At 69.9% G+C, this 24521-nt stretch carries 25 protein-coding genes and 1 rRNA gene; 23 read left to right on the top strand and 3 right to left on the bottom strand.

What is annotated here, in order from left to right; all coding sequences use genetic code 11:
* The first annotated feature begins 133 nt into the window (after nt 1-133).
* Nucleotides 134-250: ribosomal RNA gene (gene rrf / locus JJJ14_RS07450) — 5S ribosomal RNA — on the top strand.
* A 203-nt stretch (nt 251-453) separates the two neighbouring features.
* Here rrf and JJJ14_RS07445 read toward each other — a convergent pair.
* Complete coding sequence (locus tag JJJ14_RS07445) at nt 454-1047, bottom strand: hypothetical protein (protein ID WP_144033448.1); 594 nt, start codon at nt 1045-1047, stop codon at nt 454-456.
* On the opposite strand from JJJ14_RS07445, the gene JJJ14_RS07440 reads away from it, so the two are divergent.
* From JJJ14_RS07440 to JJJ14_RS07350, 19 genes are all read left to right on the top strand, one after another.
* Entirely contained in the window at nt 1015-1863 is an 849-nt protein-coding gene (locus tag JJJ14_RS07440; protein WP_101559890.1) for a hypothetical protein, read from the top strand. The two genes, JJJ14_RS07445 and JJJ14_RS07440, sit on opposite strands and share 33 nt — an antisense overlap.
* On the top strand, nt 1860-2960 hold the full coding sequence (locus JJJ14_RS07435; RefSeq protein WP_201443745.1) for an HAD-IIA family hydrolase: 1101 nt from the start codon (nt 1860-1862) through the stop codon (nt 2958-2960). The genes JJJ14_RS07440 and JJJ14_RS07435 overlap by 4 nt, the downstream gene beginning before the upstream one ends.
* 85 nt (nt 2961-3045) lie before the next feature.
* Nucleotides 3046-3300 (top strand): hypothetical protein, encoded by a 255-nt coding sequence (locus JJJ14_RS07430; protein ID WP_009405667.1) that lies wholly within the window; start codon nt 3046-3048, stop codon nt 3298-3300.
* A 1-nt stretch (nt 3301) separates the two neighbouring features.
* Nucleotides 3302-4174, top strand: coding sequence for a TlyA family RNA methyltransferase (locus JJJ14_RS07425; protein WP_075378982.1), 873 nt, complete (start codon nt 3302-3304; stop codon nt 4172-4174).
* 134 nt (nt 4175-4308) lie between these two features.
* Nucleotides 4309-5268 carry an NAD kinase gene (locus JJJ14_RS07420; protein ID WP_075379042.1) on the top strand — a complete coding sequence of 320 codons (960 nt, stop codon included), beginning with the start codon at nt 4309-4311 and terminating at the stop codon, nt 5266-5268.
* The gene (gene recN, locus JJJ14_RS07415) at nt 5265-7073 is read left to right on the top strand and encodes a DNA repair protein RecN (RefSeq protein WP_101559892.1); all 1809 of its coding nucleotides are present in this window, start codon (nt 5265-5267) and stop codon (nt 7071-7073) included. Before JJJ14_RS07420 ends, recN begins: the two co-directional genes overlap by 4 nt.
* On the top strand, nt 7070-8275 hold the full coding sequence (steA, locus tag JJJ14_RS07410) for a putative cytokinetic ring protein SteA (protein WP_075378984.1): 1206 nt from the start codon (nt 7070-7072) through the stop codon (nt 8273-8275). The genes recN and steA overlap by 4 nt, the downstream gene beginning before the upstream one ends.
* Before the next feature lie 58 nt (nt 8276-8333).
* A complete protein-coding gene (locus JJJ14_RS07405; RefSeq protein WP_004564682.1) occupies nt 8334-9269 on the top strand; it encodes a copper transporter in 936 nt (311 codons plus the stop codon).
* 104 nt (nt 9270-9373) lie between these two features.
* On the top strand, nt 9374-10291 hold the full coding sequence (locus JJJ14_RS07400; RefSeq protein ID WP_201443744.1) for a hypothetical protein: 918 nt from the start codon (nt 9374-9376) through the stop codon (nt 10289-10291).
* Nucleotides 10291-11937, top strand: coding sequence for a murein biosynthesis integral membrane protein MurJ (gene murJ / locus JJJ14_RS07395; protein WP_201443743.1), 1647 nt, complete (start codon nt 10291-10293; stop codon nt 11935-11937). The genes JJJ14_RS07400 and murJ overlap by 1 nt, the downstream gene beginning before the upstream one ends.
* Complete coding sequence (locus JJJ14_RS07390) at nt 11934-13091, top strand: glycosyltransferase family 4 protein (RefSeq protein WP_201443742.1); 1158 nt, start codon at nt 11934-11936, stop codon at nt 13089-13091. The genes murJ and JJJ14_RS07390 overlap by 4 nt, the downstream gene beginning before the upstream one ends.
* 97 nt (nt 13092-13188) lie before the next feature.
* A complete protein-coding gene (locus tag JJJ14_RS07385; RefSeq protein ID WP_201443741.1) occupies nt 13189-13878 on the top strand; it encodes an NUDIX domain-containing protein in 690 nt (229 codons plus the stop codon).
* Between the two features lie 330 nt (nt 13879-14208).
* The gene (locus tag JJJ14_RS07380; RefSeq protein ID WP_009747484.1) at nt 14209-14943 is read left to right on the top strand and encodes a helix-turn-helix transcriptional regulator; all 735 of its coding nucleotides are present in this window, start codon (nt 14209-14211) and stop codon (nt 14941-14943) included.
* Nucleotides 14940-16379, top strand: coding sequence for a Fe-S cluster assembly protein SufB (gene sufB / locus JJJ14_RS07375; RefSeq protein ID WP_004564693.1), 1440 nt, complete (start codon nt 14940-14942; stop codon nt 16377-16379). Before JJJ14_RS07380 ends, sufB begins: the two co-directional genes overlap by 4 nt.
* 92 nt (nt 16380-16471) lie before the next feature.
* Complete coding sequence (gene sufD, locus JJJ14_RS07370) at nt 16472-17731, top strand: Fe-S cluster assembly protein SufD (RefSeq protein WP_201443740.1); 1260 nt, start codon at nt 16472-16474, stop codon at nt 17729-17731.
* Between the two features lie 68 nt (nt 17732-17799).
* Complete coding sequence (gene sufC, locus JJJ14_RS07365) at nt 17800-18549, top strand: Fe-S cluster assembly ATPase SufC (RefSeq protein ID WP_010615421.1); 750 nt, start codon at nt 17800-17802, stop codon at nt 18547-18549.
* A gap of 161 nt (nt 18550-18710) precedes the next feature.
* The gene (locus JJJ14_RS07360) at nt 18711-20063 is read left to right on the top strand and encodes a SufS family cysteine desulfurase (RefSeq protein ID WP_201443739.1); all 1353 of its coding nucleotides are present in this window, start codon (nt 18711-18713) and stop codon (nt 20061-20063) included.
* A gap of 2 nt (nt 20064-20065) precedes the next feature.
* Nucleotides 20066-20542 (top strand): Fe-S cluster assembly sulfur transfer protein SufU, encoded by a 477-nt coding sequence (sufU, locus tag JJJ14_RS07355; RefSeq protein WP_010615419.1) that lies wholly within the window; start codon nt 20066-20068, stop codon nt 20540-20542.
* Nucleotides 20543-20593: 51 nt separating this feature from the next.
* Nucleotides 20594-20989 carry a metal-sulfur cluster assembly factor gene (locus JJJ14_RS07350; protein ID WP_004564698.1) on the top strand — a complete coding sequence of 132 codons (396 nt, stop codon included), beginning with the start codon at nt 20594-20596 and terminating at the stop codon, nt 20987-20989.
* Between the two features lie 28 nt (nt 20990-21017).
* On the opposite strand, the gene JJJ14_RS07345 is transcribed toward JJJ14_RS07350, so the two are convergent.
* On the bottom strand, nt 21018-21413 hold the full coding sequence (locus JJJ14_RS07345) for a DUF488 domain-containing protein (RefSeq protein ID WP_141406834.1): 396 nt from the start codon (nt 21411-21413) through the stop codon (nt 21018-21020).
* Between the two features lie 78 nt (nt 21414-21491).
* Entirely contained in the window at nt 21492-22328 is an 837-nt protein-coding gene (locus tag JJJ14_RS07340; RefSeq protein WP_201443738.1) for a MerR family transcriptional regulator, read from the bottom strand.
* Between the two features lie 190 nt (nt 22329-22518).
* On the opposite strand from JJJ14_RS07340, the gene JJJ14_RS07335 reads away from it, so the two are divergent.
* The 3 genes from JJJ14_RS07335 to JJJ14_RS07325 all read left to right on the top strand — a co-directional run bounded on the left by JJJ14_RS07335 (nt 22519) and on the right by JJJ14_RS07325 (nt 24497).
* On the top strand, nt 22519-23268 hold the full coding sequence (locus JJJ14_RS07335) for a hypothetical protein (RefSeq protein WP_201443737.1): 750 nt from the start codon (nt 22519-22521) through the stop codon (nt 23266-23268).
* A 114-nt stretch (nt 23269-23382) separates the two neighbouring features.
* Nucleotides 23383-23730: an S-adenosylmethionine decarboxylase family protein gene (locus tag JJJ14_RS07330; RefSeq protein WP_233431799.1), complete on the top strand. Its 348-nt coding sequence runs from the start codon at nt 23383-23385 to the stop codon at nt 23728-23730.
* A gap of 74 nt (nt 23731-23804) precedes the next feature.
* Nucleotides 23805-24497 (top strand): hypothetical protein, encoded by a 693-nt coding sequence (locus JJJ14_RS07325; protein ID WP_236592763.1) that lies wholly within the window; start codon nt 23805-23807, stop codon nt 24495-24497.
* Nucleotides 24498-24521 lie beyond the last annotated feature (24 nt).

Genomic DNA, 24521 nt, shown 5'->3' with positions numbered 1-24521 from the left:
GCGAGCGTCCACTATACGGTCCACACCCAACCCAACCACCAACCACACACGCACGCGCAAGCGCGTGTGCGGGTTGAGAGGCGAGCCGACAACAGAATCAAGGAACACACTGACGCACTGCCCATGTAGTCGTCTCGGTGGTCACAGCGACAGGGAAACGCCCGGACCCATCCCGAACCCGGAAGCTAAGCCTGACAGCGCCGATGGTACTGCACCCGCCAGGGTGCGGGAGAGTAGGACACCACCGAGCACACACTTGAATAAGGTTCAGCCCCCGGGGGACTCCACAAAGGAGCACCCCCGGGGGCTGAACCGTTGTCTGTCGGAGCGCTCATCTCGCCTCGAATCTCCACAACGCTACGGCCCGCCCCTCCGCCCCCACCCAGACACGCACCACACCACGTGTTGCCGAGTCCCGTTACGCCTGAGCACCTCGGCCCAGGTAGGCTCCTCTCAGGTAAACGACAGCACCAAGGCAACTGGCGGCAGTGCCGGAGTGAAAGAAGGACCATGGCGTATCAGGACCGTCAGCACGGCTCGGACCACAGCGAGGCAGGCCGGCGTCGCCGCAACGATGAGCGTCACGGCTTCGGGGCACGTCGCCGTTTCACAGGGGAGGAAGGTCGTTCTCGCCGCAGTGATCGGGCGGGACAGGACGACGATTCCTCGGGCTCTCGGGTGCACTCCCAGCGGTCGTACCGCGGGGAGCACTCTGCTCGCGGCGATCGTCGGCACCGTGACGACTGGCGCGACGAACGGCGTCGAGACGGTGAGGGCGGTAGCAAGCGTGGCGACCGCAATGGTCGCAGGCCAGGTCGTTTCAACGACCGCTCCGGGAGGAATGACTCGCGTGACAGGCGAGACGATCGTCGCGGTCGTCCTCCGCAGCGTCAGCGCGTCCCCGAACCCAAGGTCCCGGACAACGTCGAGCCGGCTGATCTTGAACGGGGCGCCAGGGCCGAGCTGCGCGCCCTGGGGCGTGCCAACGCTGAGAACGTTGCCCGGCACCTGGTCATGGTTCAGCGCCTCCTCAACGACGATCCTCAAGCCGCCTACGAGCACGCGCGCTACGCCGCCTCCCACGCGGGCCGGGTGGCCGTCGTCCGGGAGACGGCCGGAATCGCGGCATATCTCGCCGGCCACTACAGCGAGGCGCTCCGAGAGATTCGCGCCGCCAGGCGCCTGTCCGGTCTCGACCTGCACCGGGCCATCGAGGTCGACTGCGAGCGAGCACTGGGTAACCTCGACAAGGCCCTCCAAGCCGCTCAAGCGGCAGACCCTCGCCAGCTCGACGACATTGAACGGGCCGAGCTGGCCATGGTCGTCTCCAGTCTTCGCCACGACATGGGCCAGACTGATCTTGGCCTGCTCATCATCGAGGACGCCATCAGGGCGCGTCCCTCCGACAGCGACACCCTCAGGCGCCTGCACTCTGTGCGTGCCGACAGGCTCGCAGAGCTCGGACGCAACCGGGAGGCTGAGGCCATCCGTGACCGGATCGGTCCAGAGCCGGTTGAGGAGGATGAGGTCGAGGTCTTCGACATCGAGGACGACTATGACTCCGAGGCCCACGAGGAGAGCACCCCGGAGAGTTCCGGCACTCAGTCCGCCACGGATTCCGATGGGGACACGATCGGTGATGCAGTGAGCGAGACGACCGAGACCTCACAGGCTCCTGGAGAGTCGGCTCAGGACGAGGCCTCACTGGACCTCGAGGAGCACGACGAGCCTGTGGACCGGGATGAGGACGCTCAGTGGTCGCAGTCCTTCGCCGAGCGCGTTGAGGCCGAGATGGCCGAGTTGCTCCAGGATGCGCAGGACGCGCCGACGCCTTCTACCAACGCTTCTGAGGAGCCCCGATGACCATGCCCCAGGCCTGTGATACCGCCGCCCCTGCGACCCTGCTCGGCAGCGAGCAGCCCCTGTGCACCGCCTACGATGTCGCCCTGCTGGACCTCGACGGCGTCTGCTTCGCCGGTCAGGCTCGGGTTCCCCACGCGGCGGACAACGTCAACGCCGCCCGCAAGGCCGGAATGCATCTGTCATTCGTCACCAACAACGCCTCACGGGCGCCCCAGACGGTCGTGGACAAGCTGGTGGACAACGACATCATTGCCGAGGCGTCGGAGGTCTTCAGCGCCGCCATGGACGCGGCCGCCATGCTCACCGAGCATGTCGAACCGGGCTCCATGGTGCTCGTCGTCGGCGGCGACGGCGTCCGCCAGGCCCTCCTCGACGAGGGCTTCCAGGTGACCAGCAGTGCGCAGGACGGGCCCGTGGCCGTCGTCCAGGGCTGGGACCCTGCGGTCGACTGGGCGCTGCTGTCCGAGGGCGTCTACGCCATCAATGCCGGGGCCCTGCACGTGGCCACCAACCTTGATGCGACCCTGCCCACCGAGAGGGGCTTCGCCCTGGGTAACGGCAGCCTCGTGGCCGCCATCGTCCATGCCTCGGGCAAGGAGCCCCTGGCCGGGGGCAAGCCCTTCCCAGGCATCTACACGCGTGCCCTCAAGCGGGCTGGTGGTACCAGGCCCTTGGCGGTCGGCGACCGGCTCAACACTGACCACGTCGGGGCCCGGGCCGCCGGGATCCCGGGGCTTCACGTCCTCACTGGTGTCTCCGACGCGCGAGACGTCATCTGCGCGCCGGCCACCGAGCGTCCCAGCTTCCTCCACACCGACCTGCGTGGCCTGACCGAGCCTCACCCCGAGGCCATGCGAGTCGAGGTCGACGGCCAGGTGTGGTGGAGGGTCTGCGACCGCAGTGCCCGAGTCCTCGGCTCCCGGCTCGAGCTCCAGGGCTTTGGCGCTGTGACGTCCCCGGACGGCAGTGCGGTGCGTATCGACCTGGACTCCTACCGGGCGCTGGCCGTGGCCGCCTGGGACTGGGCAGACGCTCAGGGCCGCCAGGGTGAGGCCGCGACGCTGGAGGTGCCCGAGATCGAGGTGATTGAGCCCTGAGATCCCGGCCGGGGCCGGTGAGGCTCCTACCGGAGGAGATGAGGAACCACAGCGTCAACGCGAGCAATGTCGATGGGAGTCAGGAATGAGCGGCAACGAGTCGAGAACCGACGTCGGGGAGGAGACGCCGGCGACGGCGGACTCCGCATACCGGCCGGCTCATCGGCCGCCGGTGCCTGCACCCCCGCGAGCCGACGTCGCCCTGACGGCGGCCCAAGGCCTCCACGACCACACCGATGAGCTCGCCCAGATCGCTCAGATGCCCCTGGAGGAGCGCGCAGCCGCCCTGGCCGCCATTCACGAGGACCTCGCCTCCGTCCTTCACAAGGCGGAAGGCTGATATGGCCAGGCTCATCCGCATCGACTCAGAGCTCGTGCGCCGCGGGCTGGCCCGCTCCCGCACCCATGCCGCCACGCTCATCGCCGACGGTCACGTCACCCTCGACGGCGAGGTCGTCACCAAACCCGCCCGTCAGGTCAACCCGGCCCAGGCCATCGAGATCCTCGTGCCCTCCGGAGACGACTACGTCTCCCGCGGTGCCCACAAGCTCGCCGGCGCGCTGGACGCGCTGGGCCGCCGCGGCCTAGCACCCCGCGTCGAGGGACGCCGCTGCCTGGACGCCGGCGCCTCGACCGGCGGCTTCACCGACGTCCTCCTGCGCCGCGGTGCTGAGCACGTCGTGGCCGTCGACGTCGGCTACGGCCAGCTGGCCTGGTCGCTGCGCTCCGACCCCCGCGTCACCGCCCTGGACCGCACGAACATCCGCACACTGGATCCCGAGGTCGTCGCCCCCGCCCCGGAGCTCGTCGTGGGAGACCTGTCCTTCATCTCCCTGACCCTGGTCCTCGAACCGCTGCTGCGCGCCGCGGCCGACGACGCCGACCTCCTGCTCATGGTCAAGCCCCAGTTCGAGGTGGGCAAGGACCGGATCGGGCACGGGGGAGTGGTGCGCGACCCAGAGCTCCATGTGGACACCGTCATGACGGTGGCCGAGCGGGCCCACTCCCTGGGCGTGGGAGTCGAGGCCGTGACAGCCTCCCCTCTGCCTGGACCGGCCGGTAACGTTGAGTACTTCCTGAGCATGCACGCCTCCCGCGCCGGTTGCCCCGGGGACCTGAACGGGGACGAGCTGCGCTCCAGCATCGAGGACGCTGTCGCCGCCGGCCCCGCGGCGGGCGGTACACGACGACGCAGAACAAGGACCCACCCATGAGCAAGCTGAGCCCCTCAGACACCAGTGCTGCGGCGCGGCCGGCCGACTCCGTCGACCCTTCCGACTCCGCCGCTCTTCACCGGTCCTCGCAGCAGCCGGGTACGGAGCAGCACGGCCGGAGGATCTCGCGTGTCATGCTGCTGCAGCGCGAGCTCAATGACAAGCCCGTCCCCGTCCCCAGGCCCAGTGCTCCCACGGCCAGCGCCGTGGCCCGGGCCTCGGAGGCGCTGCGCGCCCGAGGTGTTGAGCCGGTCGGACCGGACTGCACCGACCACATCGACCTCGTCCTGGTGCTCGGTGGCGACGGCACGATCCTGCGCGCCTTCGAGATCGCCCGAGAACGGGACATCCCCCTGGTGGGTATCAACACCGGCCACGTCGGCTTCCTGGCCGAGGCCGACCCCGACGGCATCGAGCAGGTCGTCGCGGATCTGGTCGCCGGCCGCTACACGGTCGAGACCCGCACCACCCTGGACGTGGAGGTCATCTGTCCTGACGGGACGGTCACACGCGACTGGGCACTCAACGAGGCTGCCTTGGAGAAGCGCGACCGCGCCCGCATGATCGAGGTCGCCATCGGCGTGGACGGCCAGGCCGTCTCCTCCTTCGGCTGCGACGGCCTCATCATGTCCACCCCCACCGGCTCGACCGCCTACGCCTTCTCCTGCGGGGGCCCCGTCATCTGGCCCGAGGTCGAGGCGCTCCTCCTGGTGCCGGTGGCCGCGCACGCCCTGTTCACCCGCCCCCTGGTCCTGGGCCCCAACTCCTGCATGGAGGTCGTCGTCCAGCGGGTGGGCTTCGGAGGCGCCGAGATCTGGTGCGACGGCAGACGCAGCCTGGACGTGCCGGTCGGCGCCAGGATCCGGGTCACCCGGGCGGAGCGTCCGGTACGCCTGGCACGTTTCAACCAGGCCCCCTTCGCCAGCCGCCTGGTGCGCAAGTTCGACCTGCCCGTGGAGGGCTGGCGGGCCTCCAGCAGCGCCGATGAGGCCTACTCACCCGAGGAGGACGCGCTGCACCAGCCGATGGTCTCCTCCGCCGACACGAGCACCGACGGCGGAAGCCGGCCGGACTCCTCGGGAGGGACAGCGTGATCGAGTCTTTGCACATCGAGGACCTCGGTGTCATCGAGGAGGCCGATCTTCCCCTCAGCCGCGGCCTGACCGCCCTGACCGGTGAGACCGGCGCCGGCAAGACGATGGTGCTCACCTCGCTCGGGCTGCTGCTGGGGCAGCGGGCCGAGACCACCATCGTGCGCACCGGTGCCGAGCGCAGCCTGGTCGAGGGCGCGTTCCTGGTCGACCCGGACTCGCGTGTCGCCGCCCGCGTCGTCGAGGCCGGGGGTGATCTCGACGATGACCTCCTCCTGGCGTCTCGTACGGTCCCTGCCTCCGGACGCTCCCGCGCCTACCTGGGAGGGCGCTCCGTGCCGGCCTCGGTCCTCAGCGAGGTGGGCGGCCGGCTGGTCTCCGTCCACGGCCAGGCAGACCAGTTGCGACTGCGCTCGACCGCGGCCCAACGCGCTGCCCTGGACTCACTGGGCGGCCAGGATCACGCCGCCCTGTGCCGCCGCTACGCCCGGGCCTACCAGGCGCGCCGACAGGCCGACCAGGAGCTCCAGGAGTGGCAGGCATCCGCTCAGGCTCGAGCCGTCGAGGTCGCCCAGCTGCGCACCTGGCTCGAGGCCCTGGAGGAGGTCGCCCCCCGCAGCGGTGAGGACCGGGAGCTGACGGCGGAGGCCGAGAGGCTCGACCACGCCGAGGACCTGCGCCGGGCCGCCACCGGGGCCCGCACCGCACTCAGCGGGGAGGAGTCCGCCACCGGGCAGGCGCCCGATGTCGTCTCCCTCATCGCCTACGCCCACCGCAGCCTGGCCGCCGAGTCCGACCGCGACCCCGCCCTGGCTGAGCTGGCCACGCGCACCCAGCGACTGGGCATCGACGCAGCCGATATCGCCGCCGAGCTGGGCGGGTACCTGTCCTCGCTGAGCGCTGACCCGGCTCGCCTCGCCCAGGTACAGGACCGCCGCGGAGAGCTCGCCCGCGCGTGCCGGGAGATCGGCGGGCCTCAGGAGCAGCTCGACGACGTCGATGCCCTCCTGGCCTGGGGCGAACGGGCGGCCGCGCGTCTGGCCGAGCTCGACGGTCCCCAGGACACCGCCACCGTCCTGGCCGAGCGCCTGGCTGCTGCTGACGAGGAGCTGGCCGGTGTTGGTGCCGAGCTGAGCCGGGCCCGTCAGCAGCTCGGCGAGCGTCTTGAGCAGGCCGTCACCGCAGAGCTGGAGGGCCTGGAGATGAAGGGCGCTCGGCTCGTCGTCGAGCTGGACCGGCTTGATGAGCCCGGGCCCACCGGCCTCGAGAGCGTCGCCCTCTTACTCGTCTCACACCCCGGCGCGCCAGCCCTGCCCCTGGGAAAGGGGGCATCGGGAGGCGAGCTGTCCCGCATCATGCTCGCCCTGGAGGTGGTGCTCGCCGACGCCGCCGCCCTGTCTCGCCCCTCGACCCACACCCGCACCCTCGTCTTCGACGAGATCGACGCCGGGGTGGGAGGCCGGGCCGCCCGGGAGATCGGCAGGCGCCTGGCCCGTCTGGCGCGACACCACCAGGTCATCGTCGTCACCCACCTGGCGCAGGTGGCGGCTTGGGCAGACACCCACCTCGTGGTGCGCAAGGAGACCGTGACCGAGCCTGAGTCCCGTCCCGGCCCCTCAGAGGCGGCCGCAGGGAATGTGAGAAAGTCCCAGCCGGGGCGCGCCCGCACACAGGTGTTCGTCGTCGAAGACCAAGAGAGACAACGAGAGCTGGCCCGAATGCTCTCCGGGCACGAGGACTCCCAGGCCGCGGTCCGGCACGCCGCTGAGCTTCTCCAGGAAGCAGTCATGGGACAATCCGAGCCGTGAGGAATCCCTTCCGCAGAAAGTCTGCGTCCGTCTCCGAGCATCCCAGCGGTGTTGTGCGCGTCGATGCGCGCACGAAGAAGCTCACCAAGCGTCTCCAGCCCGGGGAGATCGCCATCATCGACCACACCGACCTCGATCGGGTGGCCGCGGAGGCGCTGGTGGAGTGCGGCGCCTCCGCGGTCCTCAACGCCTCACCGTCCATCTCCGGGCGCTACCCCAACCTCGGCCCCGGAATCCTCCTCGACGCGGGAATCCCGCTCGTGGACGACCTGGGCCCCGACATCATGCGCCTGCACGACGGCCAACGCATCACCGTCGAGGACGGCTCGGTGCGGGTCGAGGGCAAGGAGCAGGTCATCGCCGAGGGAGCGGTCCAGACCAAGCAGACCGTCGCCGAGGCCATGGACGAGGCTCAGAAGGGCCTGTCCGTCCAGCTGGAGGCCTTCGCCGCCAACACCATGGAGTACATGCGCGGGGAATGGGACCTGCTCCTCAACGGCGTCGGCATGCCCTCGCTGACCACGCAGATGAGCGGCAAGCACGTCCTGGTGGTCGTGCGCGGTTACTCCTACAAGGAGGACCTGCAGGCGCTCAAGCCCTACATCCGCGAGTACAAGCCCGTCATCATCGGTGTCGACGGAGGCGCCGACGCCGTCCTGGACGCCGGCTTCAAACCGACGCTGATCGTGGGCGACATGGACTCCGTATCCGACAAGGCACTGACCTGCGGCGCCGAGATCGTCGTCCACGCCTACCGCGACGGACGCGCCCCCGGCCTGGCCCATGTCGAGGAGCTCGGGGTCGAGCACCACGTCTTCGCCGCCACCGGCACCAGCGAGGACATCGCCATGCTCATGGCCGATGAGGCCGGCGCCGAGATCATCGTGGCCCTGGGGACGCACGCCACCCTGCTGGAGTTCCTCGACAAGGGACGCGCCGGCATGTCCTCGACCTTCCTGACCCGGCTCAAGGTCGGCGGCCGCCTCATCGACGCCAAGGGCGTCTCCCAGCTCTACCGCACCCGTATCTCGGGATGGTGGCTGCTGTTCCTGGCCCTGGCAGGCACCTTCGCCCTGGCCATCGCCCTGATGTCCACCCCCGGTGGACAGACCTTCCTGGGCCTGTCCGGCGCCGTGTGGGACGACATCGTCAACTTCTTCCGCTCACTGCTGGGCCTGGCCCCGAACTCACCCACCGTCTAACGACCCCCGCCCATCTGAGAGGCAGCCCCTCTCACGGTCATCTTCAAGGTCTTCAACCATGATCGACTTCCGCTATCACCTGGTATCGCTCATCTCCGTGTTCCTGGCCCTCGCCGTCGGGGTCGTCCTGGGTGCCGGCCCGCTGCAGAACTCCCTGGGAACCGCGCTCAACGACCAGGTCACCGCCCTGCGTGAGAACCGCAACGCCACCCAGGCCAAGCTCGAGCAGACTGAGACGGCCGTCAACGAGCGGGACTCCTACATCACTCAGGCCGCCACCAGCCTCCTGCCCGGGACCCTGGCCTCCAAGAACGTGGCCATGGTGCTGCTGCCGGACGCCAAGGCTGAGGACGCCGACGCCATCGCCGCCCAGCTCAAGAACGCAGGCGCCACCGTCACCGGCCGGGTGAGCCTGACCAGCACCTGGGTGGACCTGTCCCGGGAGAACTACCGCTCCACCTTCTCCGGACAGGTCCAGGGGCACCTGGGCAGCACCAACTCCAAGGACGCCAACGGCATCCTGGGGGAGGCCCTGGCCAAGGCCCTGACCGCCAACGACGACTCCTCCCGGGTCCTTATGGACATGCTGTCGGTGACAGTGGACAAGTCCGGCACTCCCTTCATCTCCGTGGACTCCACGCCCACCGCTGCGGCCGAGATGATCGTCGTCGTTGGGCCGCGTCCGCAGGCATCCTCCGGCAAGGGAGCAACCGTCGAGGCCTCGCCGGGCGAGGACCCCAAGGCCTGGGCCAAAGCGCTGGAGGGCACAGCCGGTAGGGCGCCCACAGTCGTCGTCGGCTCCGCCGACGGTGACGGCGGCGTCGTCGGCATCATCCGCTCCGAGAAGGCGAAGGTGACCACCATCGACTCCGTCGGCCAGATTGCCGCCTCCGTCTCCACGCCCCTGGCCCTGGCCTCCACCCGTGCGGGAACCACCGGGCACTACGGCTTCGACAAGGGGGCCGAGGCAGTCATGCCGCCAGTGACCAAGTAGTCCCTGTCCCCAGCGACGCAGGTGACTCGGCCGGCCCGGACGCTGCGGCCGCGTCATGGGTGGCGACGCCGCGATCGGTCCCCGCCCTGCCTTAGGCTGAGTCCATGGCTGGCACGATCACGCGAGTAAGCTCCTGCGCCCGAGACCTGGCGAGGACGGGTCTCAAGGCGGCGGGCACCGCCCTGTCCTGGTCCACCTGTCTGGCGCCCATTGCCCAGAGACTGGAGCGCACCAACTTCCACGGCCGCACCGTGAGCCTGCGCGGGGGAGTCGGGGCAGCAGCCGGCGCCGTGACGACTGGGATCGAGGCCGGCAGGCTCCTGCGGGGCAGGACGGGCTCATCCTCACGGGCAGGACTGGCCGCCACCATCGCGGCTGGGGCCGGGGGATGCGCCGGCCTGGTCGACGACCTCGATGCCGGGGCCCACGACGGCGACACCCCCGCCAAGGGTCTCAAGGGTCACCTCACCGCCCTCGCCCACGGGCGCGTCACCACCGGAGCCCTCAAGATCGCCGTCATCGGCTCAGGGGCGCTCGTCGGCGGTGTCCTCCTGGCCCGCCACCGAAGCACGGGCGCCGGCGCACGTCCGCTGGCGTCCAGCGCCGTCGACGCCGTGTCCAGCGCCGTGGTCATCGCAGCCTGGGCGAACCTGCTCAACCTGCTCGACCTGCGCCCCGGACGGGCGCTCAAGACCGCCTGCATCGTGAGCACCCCGCTGCTGGCCACCCCCGGACGCGACGGCGAGCCCAGCCGGATGCTGGCCGCGGGCACTCTGGGCGTCAGCCTCGCAGCCCTGCCGGAGGACCTCCTGGAGAACACGATGCTGGGGGACACCGGGGCCAATGCCATCGGCGCCCTGCTGGGAACCGCTCTGGCCTGCCACCCCCACGCCGCGGTGCGTGCTGGGGCCGCCCTGAGCGGGGTGAGCCTCATCCTGGCCAGCGAGAAGGTCTCCTTCTCCCGCGTCATCAGTGAGACCCCGGTGCTGGCCGCACTCGACGGGCTGGGACGCCGCCCCTGATGGCATCCCAGCAACGCCGCGGCGGACTGCTCTCAGTGGCCGGGTCCGTCGCCGGCCTGACCCTCGTCTCCCGCATCCTGGGGTTCCTGCGCTGGCTCGTCCAGGCCGCCACCGTCGGCACCGGTACGGTGGCGGGCGCCTACACCACGGCCAACCAGCTGCCCAACACCCTCTACGAGGTCGTCGTCGGCGGGGTCCTGGCCGCCACCGTCGTCCCGCTCCTGGCGGCACCGATCGCCGCGGGCAGGCGTGAGGAGGTCACCGCCACCGCCTCGGGGCTGCTGGGCCTGGTCCTGGCGGTCCTGACCCCACTGTCCCTGGGGCTCATCGTCCTGGCCGCCCCGATCGCCTCCCTGTTCCCCACCTCCCAGGGCGTGGATCCGACGCTTCAGCATGAGCTCGTCGCCTCCTTCCTGCGCATGTTCGCCCTGCAGGTGCCCATGTACGGGGTGGCCGTCGTCCTCACCGGCGTCCTCCAGGCTCACAACCGCTTCACCTGGCCGGCGCTGACACCGATGCTCTCCAGCCTCGTGGTCATGGCGACCTATGGTCTCTACGGGGTGCTGGCCGGCGGCGACGACGCGGCCGCCTCCAGCCTCGCCCTCCAGGTGCTGGGTTGGGGGACGACCCTCGGGGTGGCCGCCCTCAGCCTGCCGCTGCTGTGGCCGGTCCACCGGCTGGGGCTGGGACTGCGCCCCACCCTGAGACTCGGGGGAGCCCAGGCCCGGCGGGCGCTGCGGCTCGGCGGGGCCGGGGTGTGGACGATCCTGGCCCAGCAGGTGAGCGTCCTGGTGGTCCTGGCCATGGCCCGTTGGGGTGGGCAGACCGGAACTGCTGCGGTCTATCAGTACACGCAGGCCGTCTACGTCCTTCCTTACGCGGTGCTGGCCGTCCCCTTGGCCACCGTCCTCTACCCCCGCCTGACCGCCGCCTTCGAGGCCCGCGAGCTGTCGGCGGGCAGTCCCGGTGCCACAGGCGAGGAGAACGTCAGGAGGCTGGTGACCACCTCCACGGCCCTGGTCACCGCCGTCGCCGTGGCCGGAACCGCCATGCTGCTGGCCGCCAGCGCCGCCGCCGAGCGCTTCTTCTCCTTCAAGCAGGTCGATGGGATGGGCCAGGCGCTGGCCGTCCTGGCTCCGGGACTGATCGGCTACGCCCTCATCTACCAGGTCACCCGGGTCCTGTTCGCCGCCGACCGCTCTCGGCCCGCCGCTCACGCCACCGCGGCCGGCTGGCTGACCGTGGCGGTGGCCTGTGCCGCCTGCGTGCGCCTCATGGCGCCCGCAGGTGGGGACGGGCGCGCCACCCTCGTGGCCCTGGGAATGGGCACGACCATTGGGATGACGGTGGCGGGAGCGAGCCTGCTGATCGTTCTGGCCCGAGTCATGGGGGGCCGGGTGCTGCGCGCGACCCTGACCGCGCTCGGTGCGGGGCTGCCCGTGGCCCTCGTCCTCGGGCTGGCCGTCCGAGAGGCGACCACCCGCGTCACCTCCCTGCCCCTGGCCGTCATCACCGCCGTGATCGGTGCCGCTGCGGCCGCGGCCCTCGTCCTGGTGGTCATCCACCTGGCTGACCGCAGCCTCCTGACATCGGTACGTGGTGGCAGGCCGACGGTGACAACGAAGGACGACAAGGAGCAACCATGAGCGACGTCGACGCCACGAATGAGCCCGGTGCCGTACAGGACCCTCAGGTCGGGCGCCGGAGGATCCTCCAGGTGTGCGGATCGGCCGCTGGAGGGGTGCGGGCCCACCTGGCTGACTGCGCCCGCCTCCTGGCCGCCGACGGCCACGACGTCATTGTTGAGGCCCCCGCCGCGGTCCTTGACGGACTGGATATCGAGCCGGCTCGCGCCGAGCCACTCGAGATCGGCCCCCGCCCCAGCCTCAACGACACCCTGGCCGTGGCCAGGCTGCGTCGCCTGGGCCGGCGCGCCGACGTCCTTCACGCCCACGGCCTGCGAGCCGGGGCCCTGGCCGCCCTGGCCCTGGGACGACGCCGCCGCGGACGCACGCGGCTGGTCGTCACCCTCCACAACCTCACCGTCGGGGGGCGCCTGACCACCTTGGTGGGGGACAGGCTCGAGCGGCTCATCGCTCGGCGCGCCGACCTCGTCCTGGCGGTCAGCCCCGACCTGGCCGAACGGGCCCAGGAGCTCGGTGCCCCACACGTCGAGCTCGCCATCATCCCCGCGGTGCCACCACAGCAGCCCGCTGAACCGGGCGCCTCCGACGCGGCCGCGGCGGAGGATGCCTGGCCGCGAAGCGGGGCCCGCCTCCTGACCGTCGCCCGCCTGGCTCCCCAGAAGGGCCTGCCGCTGCTGCTCGAGGCCGCCGCGATCCTCTCCCGCGAGGTTGACGCCGGCCGGCTGACCGCCTTCACCTGGGCCCTCGCCGGGGACGGCCCCGGCCGCGAGCAGGCCGCTGAGCGCATCGCCGCCGAACAGCTCCCGGTCACCCTCCTGGGGCGGCGAAGCGATGCCCCGGCCCTCATGGAGGTCGCTGACGTCGTCGTCCAGACCAGCCTGTGGGAGGGCCAGCCCCTCACCATCCAGGAGGCTCTGCGCGCAGGCACCGCGATCGTGGCCACCGACGTCGGAGGCACCGCCGTGACCGCCAGAGGAGGAGCCGTCCTCGTGGACCCTCAGGCCCAGGCCATCGCGGAGGCACTTCGAACCCTCCTGAGCGACCCCGAGGCCCGCACCCGCGCCGTCGAGCGCGCGCAGGCGGCGGCCAGAGGCCTTCCCGGGCTCGAGGACCTGGCGGCCCAGCTGCGACAGACGGTCCTCGACCTGCACTGAGCCGCCCTGTCCCGAGCGGTAGCATCGTGGTGCCCGAGCGCCCAGCAGCGACGACGCCGGCAGCGAGAATGAGGAGCCAATCGTGGATCATCCGGTGATGAGGACCCGCAGCGGCGAAGGCTTAGAGAACAGCCTCGCCGACACGCGCGAACCTGGGCGGGAGCTGGTCTCCAGCGAGCGGGTCTGGAGCGGGCCGATCTTCGCTGTCGACGCCGACCAGGTGCGCCTGGGTCCCGGTCAGGAGCCGGTGGCCCGTCAGGTCGTCGTCCACCACGACGCCGTCGCTGTCGTCGCCCTGCGCGAGGGCGAGGCATCCTCCCAGGCCGACGGTGCCGCGGAGATCCTCATGATTCGCCAGTACCGTCATCCCGTGCGCGCCTGCCTGTGGGAGATCCCCGCGGGACTGCTCGACGTGGCGGGGGAGGAACCGGCCGTCGCCGCCGCCCGAGAGCTCGCCGAGGAGACCGACTACGAGGCGGCCACCTGGCACACGCTGGCCGAGTTCTACGCCTCGCCCGGCTTCACCACCGAGGGGGCCCGGATCTTCCTCGCCCAGGACCTGAGCCTGCTGCCCGAGGACCGGCGCACCGTCCGCGAGGACGAGGAGGCCGAGTTCGTGCCCACCTGGGTCCGCCTGGACGAGGCCCTCGACGCCGTCATGGGCGGCCGCCTGCACAACCCCTCCACGGTGCTCGGAGTCCTGGCCACGGCCCAGGCGCGCACCCGCGGCTGGGTGGGACTGCGTCCCGCTGACGCCCCCTGGCTGCGCAGCCCGGAGAGCCTCTAGAACCCGCACCGGAGTAACGGCTGCAGGAGTAGCAGACAGTACAGGGCAGCAACGGGCCTCACAGCCGTGGAATCAGCGCCATTCTACTAGTTAGGTATTCCTAAGTGAGGCTCACCTTTGATTAGGTGGCGTGTTCAATCCCACCCTGCGACGCTCCGTCGTGAACTTGCCAGTGTTGAATTCGGCAAGCAAGATCTTGGTTAAACTCGTGGCACAACGACCAGCGACGCCTCGCAGGTCAGTGCCTGGAGCCGGTCCAGGGCATGGCCGAACCGGCCGCAACGGGGCAGGCCGTGAGGCGTCGGAAGCGACTAGGGGAGGAGAACCGTCATGACGCAGAGCGACGACGACTCTACCCGGGCACGCGTTCTCGACCTCATCGCCGAGAAGGGGCCGGTGTCGGCGGCGCAGCTCGCCAAGGTCCTGAGCCTGACGCCGGCCGCCGTGCGCAGGCACATCACCGCCCTTGAGGACGCTGAGCAGATCGAGGTGCACACGCCGGCCCAGACGGGCAAGCGCGGCCGCGGTCGCCCGGCCCGGCACTACGTCCTGACGCCCAAGGCCCGCACCTCCTTCGCGGAGGGCTACTCCGACCTGGCCAACCGTGCCCTGCACTACCTGTCCCAGGTGGCTGGTGACAAGGCGGTCGACTCCTTCGCCGCGGCCAGGGGCCGTGACCTCGAGCGCCGCTACGCCACCGTCGTCGAGGCGGCCGGCAAGGATCCCTCGGAGAGGGCCCGCGCCCTGGCGGACGCCCTGACTCTCGACGGCTACGCGGCCTCGGTGCGCGACGTCGGGGACGGCTCCTTCGCCGTCCAGCTGTGCCAGGGCAACTGCCCGGTGCGCGATGTGGCCGGGGAGTTCCACGAGCTGTGCGACGCCGAGACCCAGGCCATCTCCCGGCTCGTGGGCGTCCCGGTCCAGCGTCTGGCCACCCTGGCCGGAGGCGAGCACGTCTGTACCACCCACATTCCGATCGCCATGCCCGCGCTGCGCAAGCGCGCGGTTCGGGCGGCGGCTAAGACGCGAGGCCTTGAGACCAAGCGAATGGAAGGAACCCGATGACACTGCCGACAACCGAGACAACGCGTAGCACCGACGACGAGATCATCGACTCGATCTCGACGAGCTACGACTTCGGCTGGCACGACTCCGACGAGGCCGGTGAGAAGGCCAAGCGAGGCCTTGATGAGCAGGTGGTCCGCGAGATCTCCGCCATCAAGGGAGAGCCGGAGTGGATGCTGGCCAAGCGTCTCAAGGCCTACTCCACCTTCGAGCGCAAGCCCATGCCCACCTGGGGCGTGGACCTCTCCCAGCTCGACATGGACGCCGTCAAGTACTACGTGCGCTCCACGGACCGGCCGGCCAACTCCTGGGACGACCTGCCCGAGGACATCAAGAACACCTACGACCGCATCGGCATCCCCGAGGCCGAGCGCGAGCGCCTGGTGGCCGGCGTGGCCGCCCAGTACGAGTCGGAGGTCGTCTACCACCAGATCCGCGGTGACCTGGAGGAGCAGGGCGTCATCTTCGTGGACACCGACACCGCCGTGCGCGAGTACCCCGAGCTCGTCAAGGAGTACTTCGGGACCGTGGTGCCCGCCGGCGACAACAAGTTCGCCGCCCTCAACACGGCCGTGTGGTCCGGGGGCTCCTTCATCTACGTCCCCAAGGGCGTCCACGTCGAGATCCCGCTCCAGGCCTACTTCCGCATCAACACCGAGAACATGGGCCAGTTCGAGCGCACGCTCATCATCGCCGACGAGGACTCCTACGTCCACTACGTCGAGGGCTGCACCGCCCCCATCTACTCCACCGACTCCCTGCACTCGGCGATCGTGGAGATCGTGGTCAAGAAGAACGCCCGCGTGCGCTACACGACCATCCAGAACTGGTCCAACAACGTCTACAACCTGGTGACCCAGCGCGCTACCTGCGAGGAGGGCGCCACCATGGAGTGGATCGACGGCAACATCGGCTCCAAGCGGAACATGAAGTACCCGGCCGTCTTCCTCATGGGCCCCCACGCCCGCGGCGAGGCCCTGTCCATCGCCTTCGCCGGCGCGGACCAGCACCAGGACACCGGCGCCAAGATGGTCCACATGGCGCCCCACACCTCCAGCCACATCGTCTCCAAGTCGATCGCCCGCCACGGTGGCCGCAGCGCCTACCGCGGACTGGTGCAGATCATGAAGAACGCCCGGCACTCCAAGTCCAACGTGCTGTGCGACGCGCTCCTGGTCGATGAGATCTCCCGCTCGGACACCTACCCCTACGTCGACGTGCGCACCGACGACGTCGAGATGGGCCACGAGGCGACCGTCTCCAAGGTGAGCGCCGACCAGCTCTTCTACCTCATGCAGCGCGGGCTGACTGAGACCGAGGCCATGGCCACGATCGTGCGCGGCTTCGTCGAGCCCATTGCCCGGGAGCTGCCCATGGAGTACGCCCTCGAGCTCAACCGGCTCATCGAGTTGCAGATGGAGAACTCGGTGGGCTGACCCACCGCAGCGGATCCTCCCTCGTCAGCCCACTCAGCCTTCGACCCACACCTCATCACACCGGCCTGCTACCGGCCAAGGAGCACCTCCACATGCCTGAACTCTCGACCGACCACTCGAGCGCCACGCTCGACGGCGCCCACTCCCACGGCGGGCCGCGCTACGTCTCCTCGCGCGCCGACCGCCCCACCTCCTTCGACCCCGCCGACATCCCGGTGCCGCGCGGCCGTGAGGAGGAGTGGCGCTTCACGCCGATGAAGCGCTTCGCCCCACTGTTCGACCTCGACGCCATCCGCGCGGCCACCGCCGGCCAGAGCGATGCCGGTGTCCGTATCGAGACGGACCTGCCCGACGGCGCGAGCCTGGAGACCGTCGCGCGCAGCGACGCCCGCATCGGCACCGTGGGTGCCCCGGTCGACCGCACCGGCGTCACCGCCTGGAACGGCACAGAGACCGCCACGGTGCTCACGCTGGAGCCCGGCGCCCAGCTGAAGCGGGCCGCCCGACTGAACATCATCGGCCAGGACGCACAGCTCGCCCGCCCCACCGCCCAGCACATCCTCGTCGCTGCCGAGGCCGGTTCCAAGGGAACCGTCGTCCTGGACCACACCGGCACCGCCGCCCTGACTCAGGGTGTCGAGGTGACGGTCGCCGACGGCGCCGAGCTCACCCTGGTGACCGTCCAGGGCTGGGAGGACGAGGCCGTCCACGCCTCCAACCACCGGGTCAAGGTCTGCGGCCGCGGCGTCCTCAAGCACGTCGTCGTCAGCCTCGGCGGAGACGTGCGCATCTGCCCCGACCTGGGCTTCTCCGGCGAGGGCGGCCACATCGACGCCTACGGCGTCTACTTCACCGATGCCGGCCAACACCAGGAGCACCGCCCCTACGTGGCCCACACCGAGCCCCACTGCTACTCGCGTGTCACCTACAAGGGCGCCCTCCAGGGCGAGGGCGCGCACGCCGTGTGGGTGGGGGACTGCCTCATCGGCCAGGCCGCCCGTGGCACCGACACCTACGAGCTCAACCGCAACCTGGTCCTCACCGAGGGGGCCAAGGCCGACTCCGTGCCGAACCTGGAGATCGAGAACGGCAACATCGAGGGTGCCGGCCACGCCAGCGCCACCGGCCGCTTCGACGACCAGCAGCTGTTCTACCTGCGTGCCCGCGGCATCCCCGAGACCGAGGCCCGTCGCCTCGTCGTCCTGGGCTTCTTCAACGAGATCGTCGCCGAGATCGGTGTCGATGAGGTCGAGGAGCGCCTCATGGCCGCTATCGAGAAGGAGCTCGAGCTCACCGGACTCATCACCGCCCGCACCGACCAGGACCCCGCCGCCGAGCCGGCAGCCGAGTGACAGGCCGGACCCGCACGACGGTCCGCCCACCCGCAACCAGACCACAACCCAGCTGAAAGAAACGTCGCATGAGCACTCTGCAGATCAAGAACCTCCACGTCCAGGTCGCCACCAATGACGGCCCCAAGCCCATCCTCAAGGGCGTCGACCTGACCATCGACTCCAACCAGGTCCACGCCATCATGGGCCCCAACGGCTCAGGCAAGTCCACCCTGGCCTACTCCATCGCCGGGCACCCCGACTACGAGGTCACCGACGGCGAGGTCCTCCTCGACGGCGTCGACCTGCTGGAGATGAGCGTGGACGAGCGCGCCCGGGCCGGCCTCTTCCTGGCCATGCAGTACCCCGTCGAGGTCCCCGGCGTCACCGTGGCCAACTTCCTGCGCACGGCCAAGACCGCCATCGACGGCCAGGCTCCCAAGGTGCGCCAGTGGGTCGGCGAGGTCAACCAGGCCATGAAGAACCTGCGGATGGACCCCGCCTTCTCCCAGCGTGACGTCAACGCCGGCTTCTCCGGCGGTGAGAAGAAGCGCTTCGAGATCCTCCAGATGGAGCTGCTCCGTCCCCGCTTCGCCGTCCTGGACGAGACCGACTCCGGCCTGGACGTTGACGCCCTGCGCATCGTCTCCGAGGGCGTCAACCGCCTCCACGACGAGTCTGACGCCGGCTTCCTCCTCATCACCCACTACACGCGCATCCTGCGCTACATCAAGCCCGACCACGTCCACGTCTTCGTCGACGGGCGCGTGGCCGAGGCCGGCGGCCCCGACCTGGCCGACCGCCTCGAGGAAGAGGGCTACGACCGCTACCTCGCCTGACAGTCCTCACCGTGCCGGGGCCGACGACGGCGGGCCGCGCAACAAGGCGCCGTCGCCGGCCCCGGCATTGAGGCAGGGGGACTAAGGTTCCTCGTGACCTCAGCCCCCGCCGTCGGCGACCATGCCCGGAACCGCCCCGCACCGAATCGGAAAGGCACGTCATGACTCAGTCCACGGCCCCACTCACCGGGGCGCCTTCGACCGGCGCGCTCAACGCGGAGGAGGTCGCCGCGATCCGCGCTGACTTCCCCTACCTGGAGCGGGCCGCCCGCAACGGCGAGGCTCTGGCCTACCTGGACTGGGCGGCCACGAGCCAGAAGCCAGCCGGCGTCATCGCCACGGAGGCCGACTTCTACCGCATGTCCAACGGCGCGGCGGGGCGCTCGACCTACCAGCTCGCCGATGAGGCCACCGCCACCTTTGAGGACGCCCGCGACGCCGTCGCCGCCTTCGTCGGGGCGCGCGGCAGTGAGCTCGTCTTCACCAAGAACGCCACCGAGGCCATCAACCTCGTGGCTCTGGCCATCGGGCACGCCAGCCAGGGCCGGTCGGCGGCCCGCGGTGGAGGGCCCGCCGCGGCCGATGACCCGGCTCGGCGCCTCATCATCGGAGAGGGCGACGAGGTGGTCGTCACCCGTGCTGAGCACCACGCCAACCTCGTGCCCTGGCAGGAGCTGTGCGCCCGCACCGGCGCGACCCTGCGCTGGCTGGACCTGACCGAGGACGGGCGCATCGATGCCGCCACCCTGGACGTCATCACCGAGCGAACCCGCGTCCTGGCCCTGACTCACGCCTCCAACGTCACCGGTGCGATCAGCCCACTCGACCTCATTCTCCCACGCGCCCAGCAGGTCGGTGCGCTCGTTGTCCTGGACACCTGCCAGTCCGCTGCCCACCTGCCGCTGGACTTCGGCGCCCTGAAGACCGCCGGCGTGGACGCCATGGTGCTCTCCAGCCACAAGATGCTCGGCCCCACCGGCATCGGCGCGCTCGTGGCCACCGAGGAGCTCCTGGCTGCGATGCCACCGGTGCTCACCGGCGGCTCCATGATTGAGATCGTCACCATGGAGTCGTCGACCTTCATGAGCGGCCCGCCCCGTTTCGAGGCCGGCAGCCAGCCGCTGGCGCAGGCCGCGGGATGGCGCACCGCCGTGGAGTACCTGGCCCGGATCGGCCTTGACCGGCTCCACGCCACCGAGCAGGCCCTGACCCAGCAGGTACTCGAGGGCCTGGCCCAGGCCCCCGGGCTGCGCCTGGTCGGCCCGACCGACACCACCGACCGCCTGGGCGTGGTCGCCTTCTCCATCGAGGGAGTCCACCCCCACGACGTCGGCCAGGTCCTCGACGCCGCCGGCGTCGCCGTGCGCACCGGCCACCACTGCGCCCAGCCCATCCACCAGCACTTCGGCATCCACGCCTCCTCGCGCCTGTCCTTCGGGGCCTGCTCCACTCCCGAGGAGGTGGACCGCTTCCTGTCCGCCATCGCCGACGTCCGGCGCTACTTCCAGAGGTGAGCATGAACGAACTCGACCAGCTCTACCAGCAAGTCATCCTCGACCACTCCCGCGAGCGCCACGGCTCCGGCGCCCTCGACGCCCCGGACGCCACCAGCCACCAGGTCAACCCCACCTGTGGTGACGACGTGACCCTGGGGGTGCGCGTCAAGGACGGCAAGATCGAGGCCATCGGCTGGGAGGGGGACGGCTGCTCCATCTCCCAGGCCTCCATCTCCGTCATGCACGACCTCGTCAACGGCGCCGACCTGGCCACCGTGGCCCGCCTCGAGGCGGACTTCGATACCCTCATGCACTCGCGCGGCAAGGGCGTCGACGACGCCGTCCTGGATGACCTGGAGGACGGGGCCGCCTTCGAGGGCGTCTCGAAGTACCCCAACCGCGTCAAGTGCGCCCTGCTGGGGTGGATGGCCCTCAAGGACGCCCTGGCCAAGTCCGGCGTCGCCCTGCCCGCCGTTGAGCCGAACGGCGCCGAGTAGATCAACTGTCCTGACACCACTGTCCGACCCGCGAGGAAGAAGGAAGAAGCCATGAGTGACAACCCCAGTGGGATGCCGGCAGCCGCCGACAACCCCATGGCCGCCCAGCAGCCGCCGGCCCCCGTCGCCAGCACCGAGGGCGTCGATGTCGCCGCCGTCGAGGAGGCCCTGCGCGACGTCATCGACCCTGAGCTCGGTATCAACGTCGTCGACCTCGGCCTGCTCTACGGGGTGTCGATCGAGCCCGACGGCACCGTCGTGCTCGACATGACCCTGACCACCGCCGCCTGCCCGCTCACCGACGTCATCGAGGAGCAGGCCCAGCAGGCCCTGTCCCTCATCGCCGACAAGGTCCGCATCCAGTGGGTCTGGCTGCCGCCGTGGGGGCCGGACAAGATCACCCCTGAGGGCCGCGAGCAGCTGCGCGCCCTGGGCTTCAACGTCTGAGTCTTCTTCGTCTCCTTCGAGGCCGCCGTCAGGTCAGGTCCTCTTCGACACCGAGGACCGCCTCGCGCAGGACACGCGCGTGGCAGTGGACGTGGTCGTGGCCGGCGAACAGGAGCGTCACGCGCCCCGTCAGGGCCTCGTGACGCAGGTGCTCGACGGCGGCGACCGCCTCGGGCCTCTCGGTGAGCTCGGCCCGGTAGGCCTCGACGAACTGGGGCCAGGGCAGGTCCCCGCTGTGGAAGGCCCGCCGCAGCTCGGTGGTGGGGGTGGCGTCCTTGGCCCACTCGTCGAGAGCGGCGCGCTCCTTGGACACGCCGCGGGGCCAAAGCCGGTCCACCAGGACCCGTGCTCCGTCCTCGGCGCTGGGCTCCTCACGGATGCCTTTGAGAACCACGTTGTCAGATGAAGGAAGGCGTTGACTCATACCAGCGACGCTACTCGCCTCAGCTGCTGGTGCGGTCCCATCGGCTCGCAGTGAACCGGGCATGTGAGCGGCGCTCACTTAGCTGGGGCGCCATCGGTCGATCGCGGTGAGGAACTCCCGTTCCAAGGCCCGGGTGAGCCGCGCATCGGGGTACCCCGTGGCTCCGATGAGGCTGAAGAGCCCTCGGACCGCATCGCTGTCGACGCTGCTGGCAAGGGCTGCACGGCGCTCAGGCGGCAGCCGGGCCTCCATCCGGGAGACCATGACCTGGGCGCGCTGCTCGATCTGCGCCTCTGACATCTCGGTCGGCTCCTGGGAGTAAAGGGCCAGTGACTCGGCGTCGTAGTCAGGATCCGGGTCCACGAAGAGGAACTCCGCCTCCGGCGGCATCTGGCCGCGATAGCAGGCCAGGTCGGTCAGGTCCCGCTCCTTGCGCACCGCGCAGCGGGTGGCCTCATCGGCAGCGGCCTGCTCCAGCCGGTCGAAGAAGGCCGCCATACGTGGGGACATCGGTGAGACCGTCGAACCGGCTTTGGCTCGCTCCAGCAGGCCGGCGAGCATGTCCCTCTGCCTGGCGACCTCGGCCAGGTGATCCTCCACGGCGGCCAGTGCCCCGGCCAGGTCCTCGACCACGGAGCCGGCCTCCGCGCGTGCTTCAACCGTTCCGGCCGCGGGCGCGTCGTCGGGTTGCTCGACGCCGGTAGCCTCGGAGTCGTCGAGAACGCGCCTGATGGTCTCCAGCGACACACCGGCCTGGACCAGCCAGCGGATCCGGGAGAGCCGGGCCACATGGCTCAGGTCGTAGTCGCGCCAGCCGCCACGTTCACCGGGAACTGGAAGCAGCCCCAGCGAGTGGTAGTAGCGCACCGTGCGCACGGTCGTCCCGGTCAGCTCGGCGATCTCAGCAACGCGCATGGGGACAGTCTCACACGGCACCCGGATCCTGAGCCGTTCGGATCCGCTTGGTGGGGGCGAACCATGGGGAGAGCGAACCGTTTGCCGGGGCATGCCCGCGTTGCTACTGTGCCCGCGTGATGACAGGCGGATCAGGTACCGACGGCGGCAGCGGCGCCCCGTCTCGCCCTCCGCAGGCGGGAGGGACCTGGTGAACGGCACGCGCGGCAACCTGCAGGTCGGCGACCTGCTCCAGGGCAGTGCAGGCGCCCTGTCAGTCACAGGTTGCCTGCTCTTCAAGGAATGGGACTCCCAGGACCACTGCTTCTACTACTGGGAGGAGTGGCAGCTCATCGGGGCCAGCAACTCCGACACCTGGGTCGAGGTCGACCACGATCCCGGCGAAGTCCTCTTCTACGAACCCGTTCGTCTCCAGGAGACGATCGAGCCGTGGGCCCTGACCGTCGGCCAGACGATGCCGCTGACGATCAACGGCGTCCTGCACCGGGGCATGGTTGAGGAGGTCACCACCGGCACCCTTGAGAACGTCATCGGTTCCCCGGTGTGCCCGCTCAACATCGGCGAGACCATGACCTACGCCGAGGTACGGCTGACGGACCCGGCCGGCGTGACCAGCAGACTGACCATCGACAGCCACCGTTTCCGTGACCTCCTGGCATACCGAAAGACCTCCTTGTCCACTGCGCAGCAGAAGCAGCTCTTCGGGCGGGTCCTGTACAACCGCCGATCTGCCCCCGGAAGAACCGGACGAAACGTCGGATGCGCCGTCGTCGCAGCCTTCGTCAGTATCGTGCTCGTCGGCGGACTGTTCTCCGCCTGCTCCACCCCTGGCCGTTCCAATGGCGACGCCAATCCCACCAGCACCTCGCACTCGGGCTCCTCACGGAGCTATCGTCACCGCCCGGTCTACGGAGGCGGCGGAGGCGGAGTCGGCAAGTAGGAGGCCCGCCCCGTCGGTGACGGGCTTCCCGCCATATGTCGTCGACGGCGGGGGAGCGAGGATGGGGACCTCAGCCCGTTTGTCGGCTGCCCGCCTCGTTGCTACCGTGCTCGCGTGAGTGCGGTGAGCCTGTGTTCCGTCAGCTACAAGATCAGTGGCGCCGAGCCGTATGTGCTCAACGACCTGTCCACCGTGGAGTCGATTCTCCTTGGTGCCGCCCAGACTGCGGGACTGACTGCCGTCTCCAGTGCTCATCACCGCTTCGAGCCCCAGGGACTGAGCGCCGTCATCATTCTGTCCGAGTCGCATATCGCCGCCCACACCTGGCCCGAGTCCGGCACCGGCTACGTGACGCTCACCAGCTGTCGCACACTGACCCCCGCCCAGATCGAGTCCGTGGGGGAGCTGGTGCGCAAGCGCCTGCGGGCCCAGCAGGTGACCAGCTCGGGGATCACGCTGTGAGTGTCAGAGGCGATCTGAGAGTCGGTGAGACGCTTCGCGGTTCCTTGAGGAAAAGGAGCCGCTCCTACACCGTCATGGGGCGAGTTGTCCTGAAGCGACGGGATCAGGAAAGCCGGCGCTTCATCACGTGGGAGCAGTGGCGCCTGATCGACGACGAGGGTCAAGAGATCTGGCTGGAGATCCGTCGGGACACCAACAAGGTGGTACTTCACGAGCCGGTTCTTGTTCAGCCGGCGATTGACCCGCTCACCCTCGAGGTCGGTTGGAGCCGGCAGCTGAGAGTCCGCGGCCGGCCGTGCACCGTCGAGGTCACGAATGTGCGCCGTGCTGAGATCGACCACGAGACCGGGGCTGTAAATCATCCCAATGGGGCTCTTACCACGACAACCTGCGCCGATCTCCGCGTGGTGGATGCGCACGGCTCGATCTCCACCATGGTGGTCGATGCACATCGCCTCCACACCCGAGAGATCTACAGCGAAACAGGTCTGTCCTCCTCGAAGCAGTCCAGGGTCTTCGGTAGGCCCGTGACCCGACCGTGGTGGATACCCAGTTTCATGCGAAGGTTCTGGCGGTGGTTCCCCGCGGCGATCTCCGGGGCGAATAGAAGCGATTGGGCCCCCGTGTTCTGGATCGTCCTCATGTTCGTCGTTCTGGTGCTTGCCGAGCTGATCGATAACGATGATGGTTTCATCCCCTCAGGAGGCGGCATCCCCTTCCGGAACCGCTCGGTCTACGGCGGCGGGGGCGGCGGCGTCGGAAAATGACCTGGAGCCCACGGACTCAACCCC

Source organism: Actinomyces sp. HMT 175 (assembly GCF_016694895.1).
Taxonomy (GTDB): Bacteria; Actinomycetota; Actinomycetes; order Actinomycetales; family Actinomycetaceae; genus Actinomyces; species Actinomyces oris.
The sequence above is the reverse complement of the archived record's forward strand: the minus strand, read 5'-3'. Positions and strand labels throughout refer to the sequence as shown.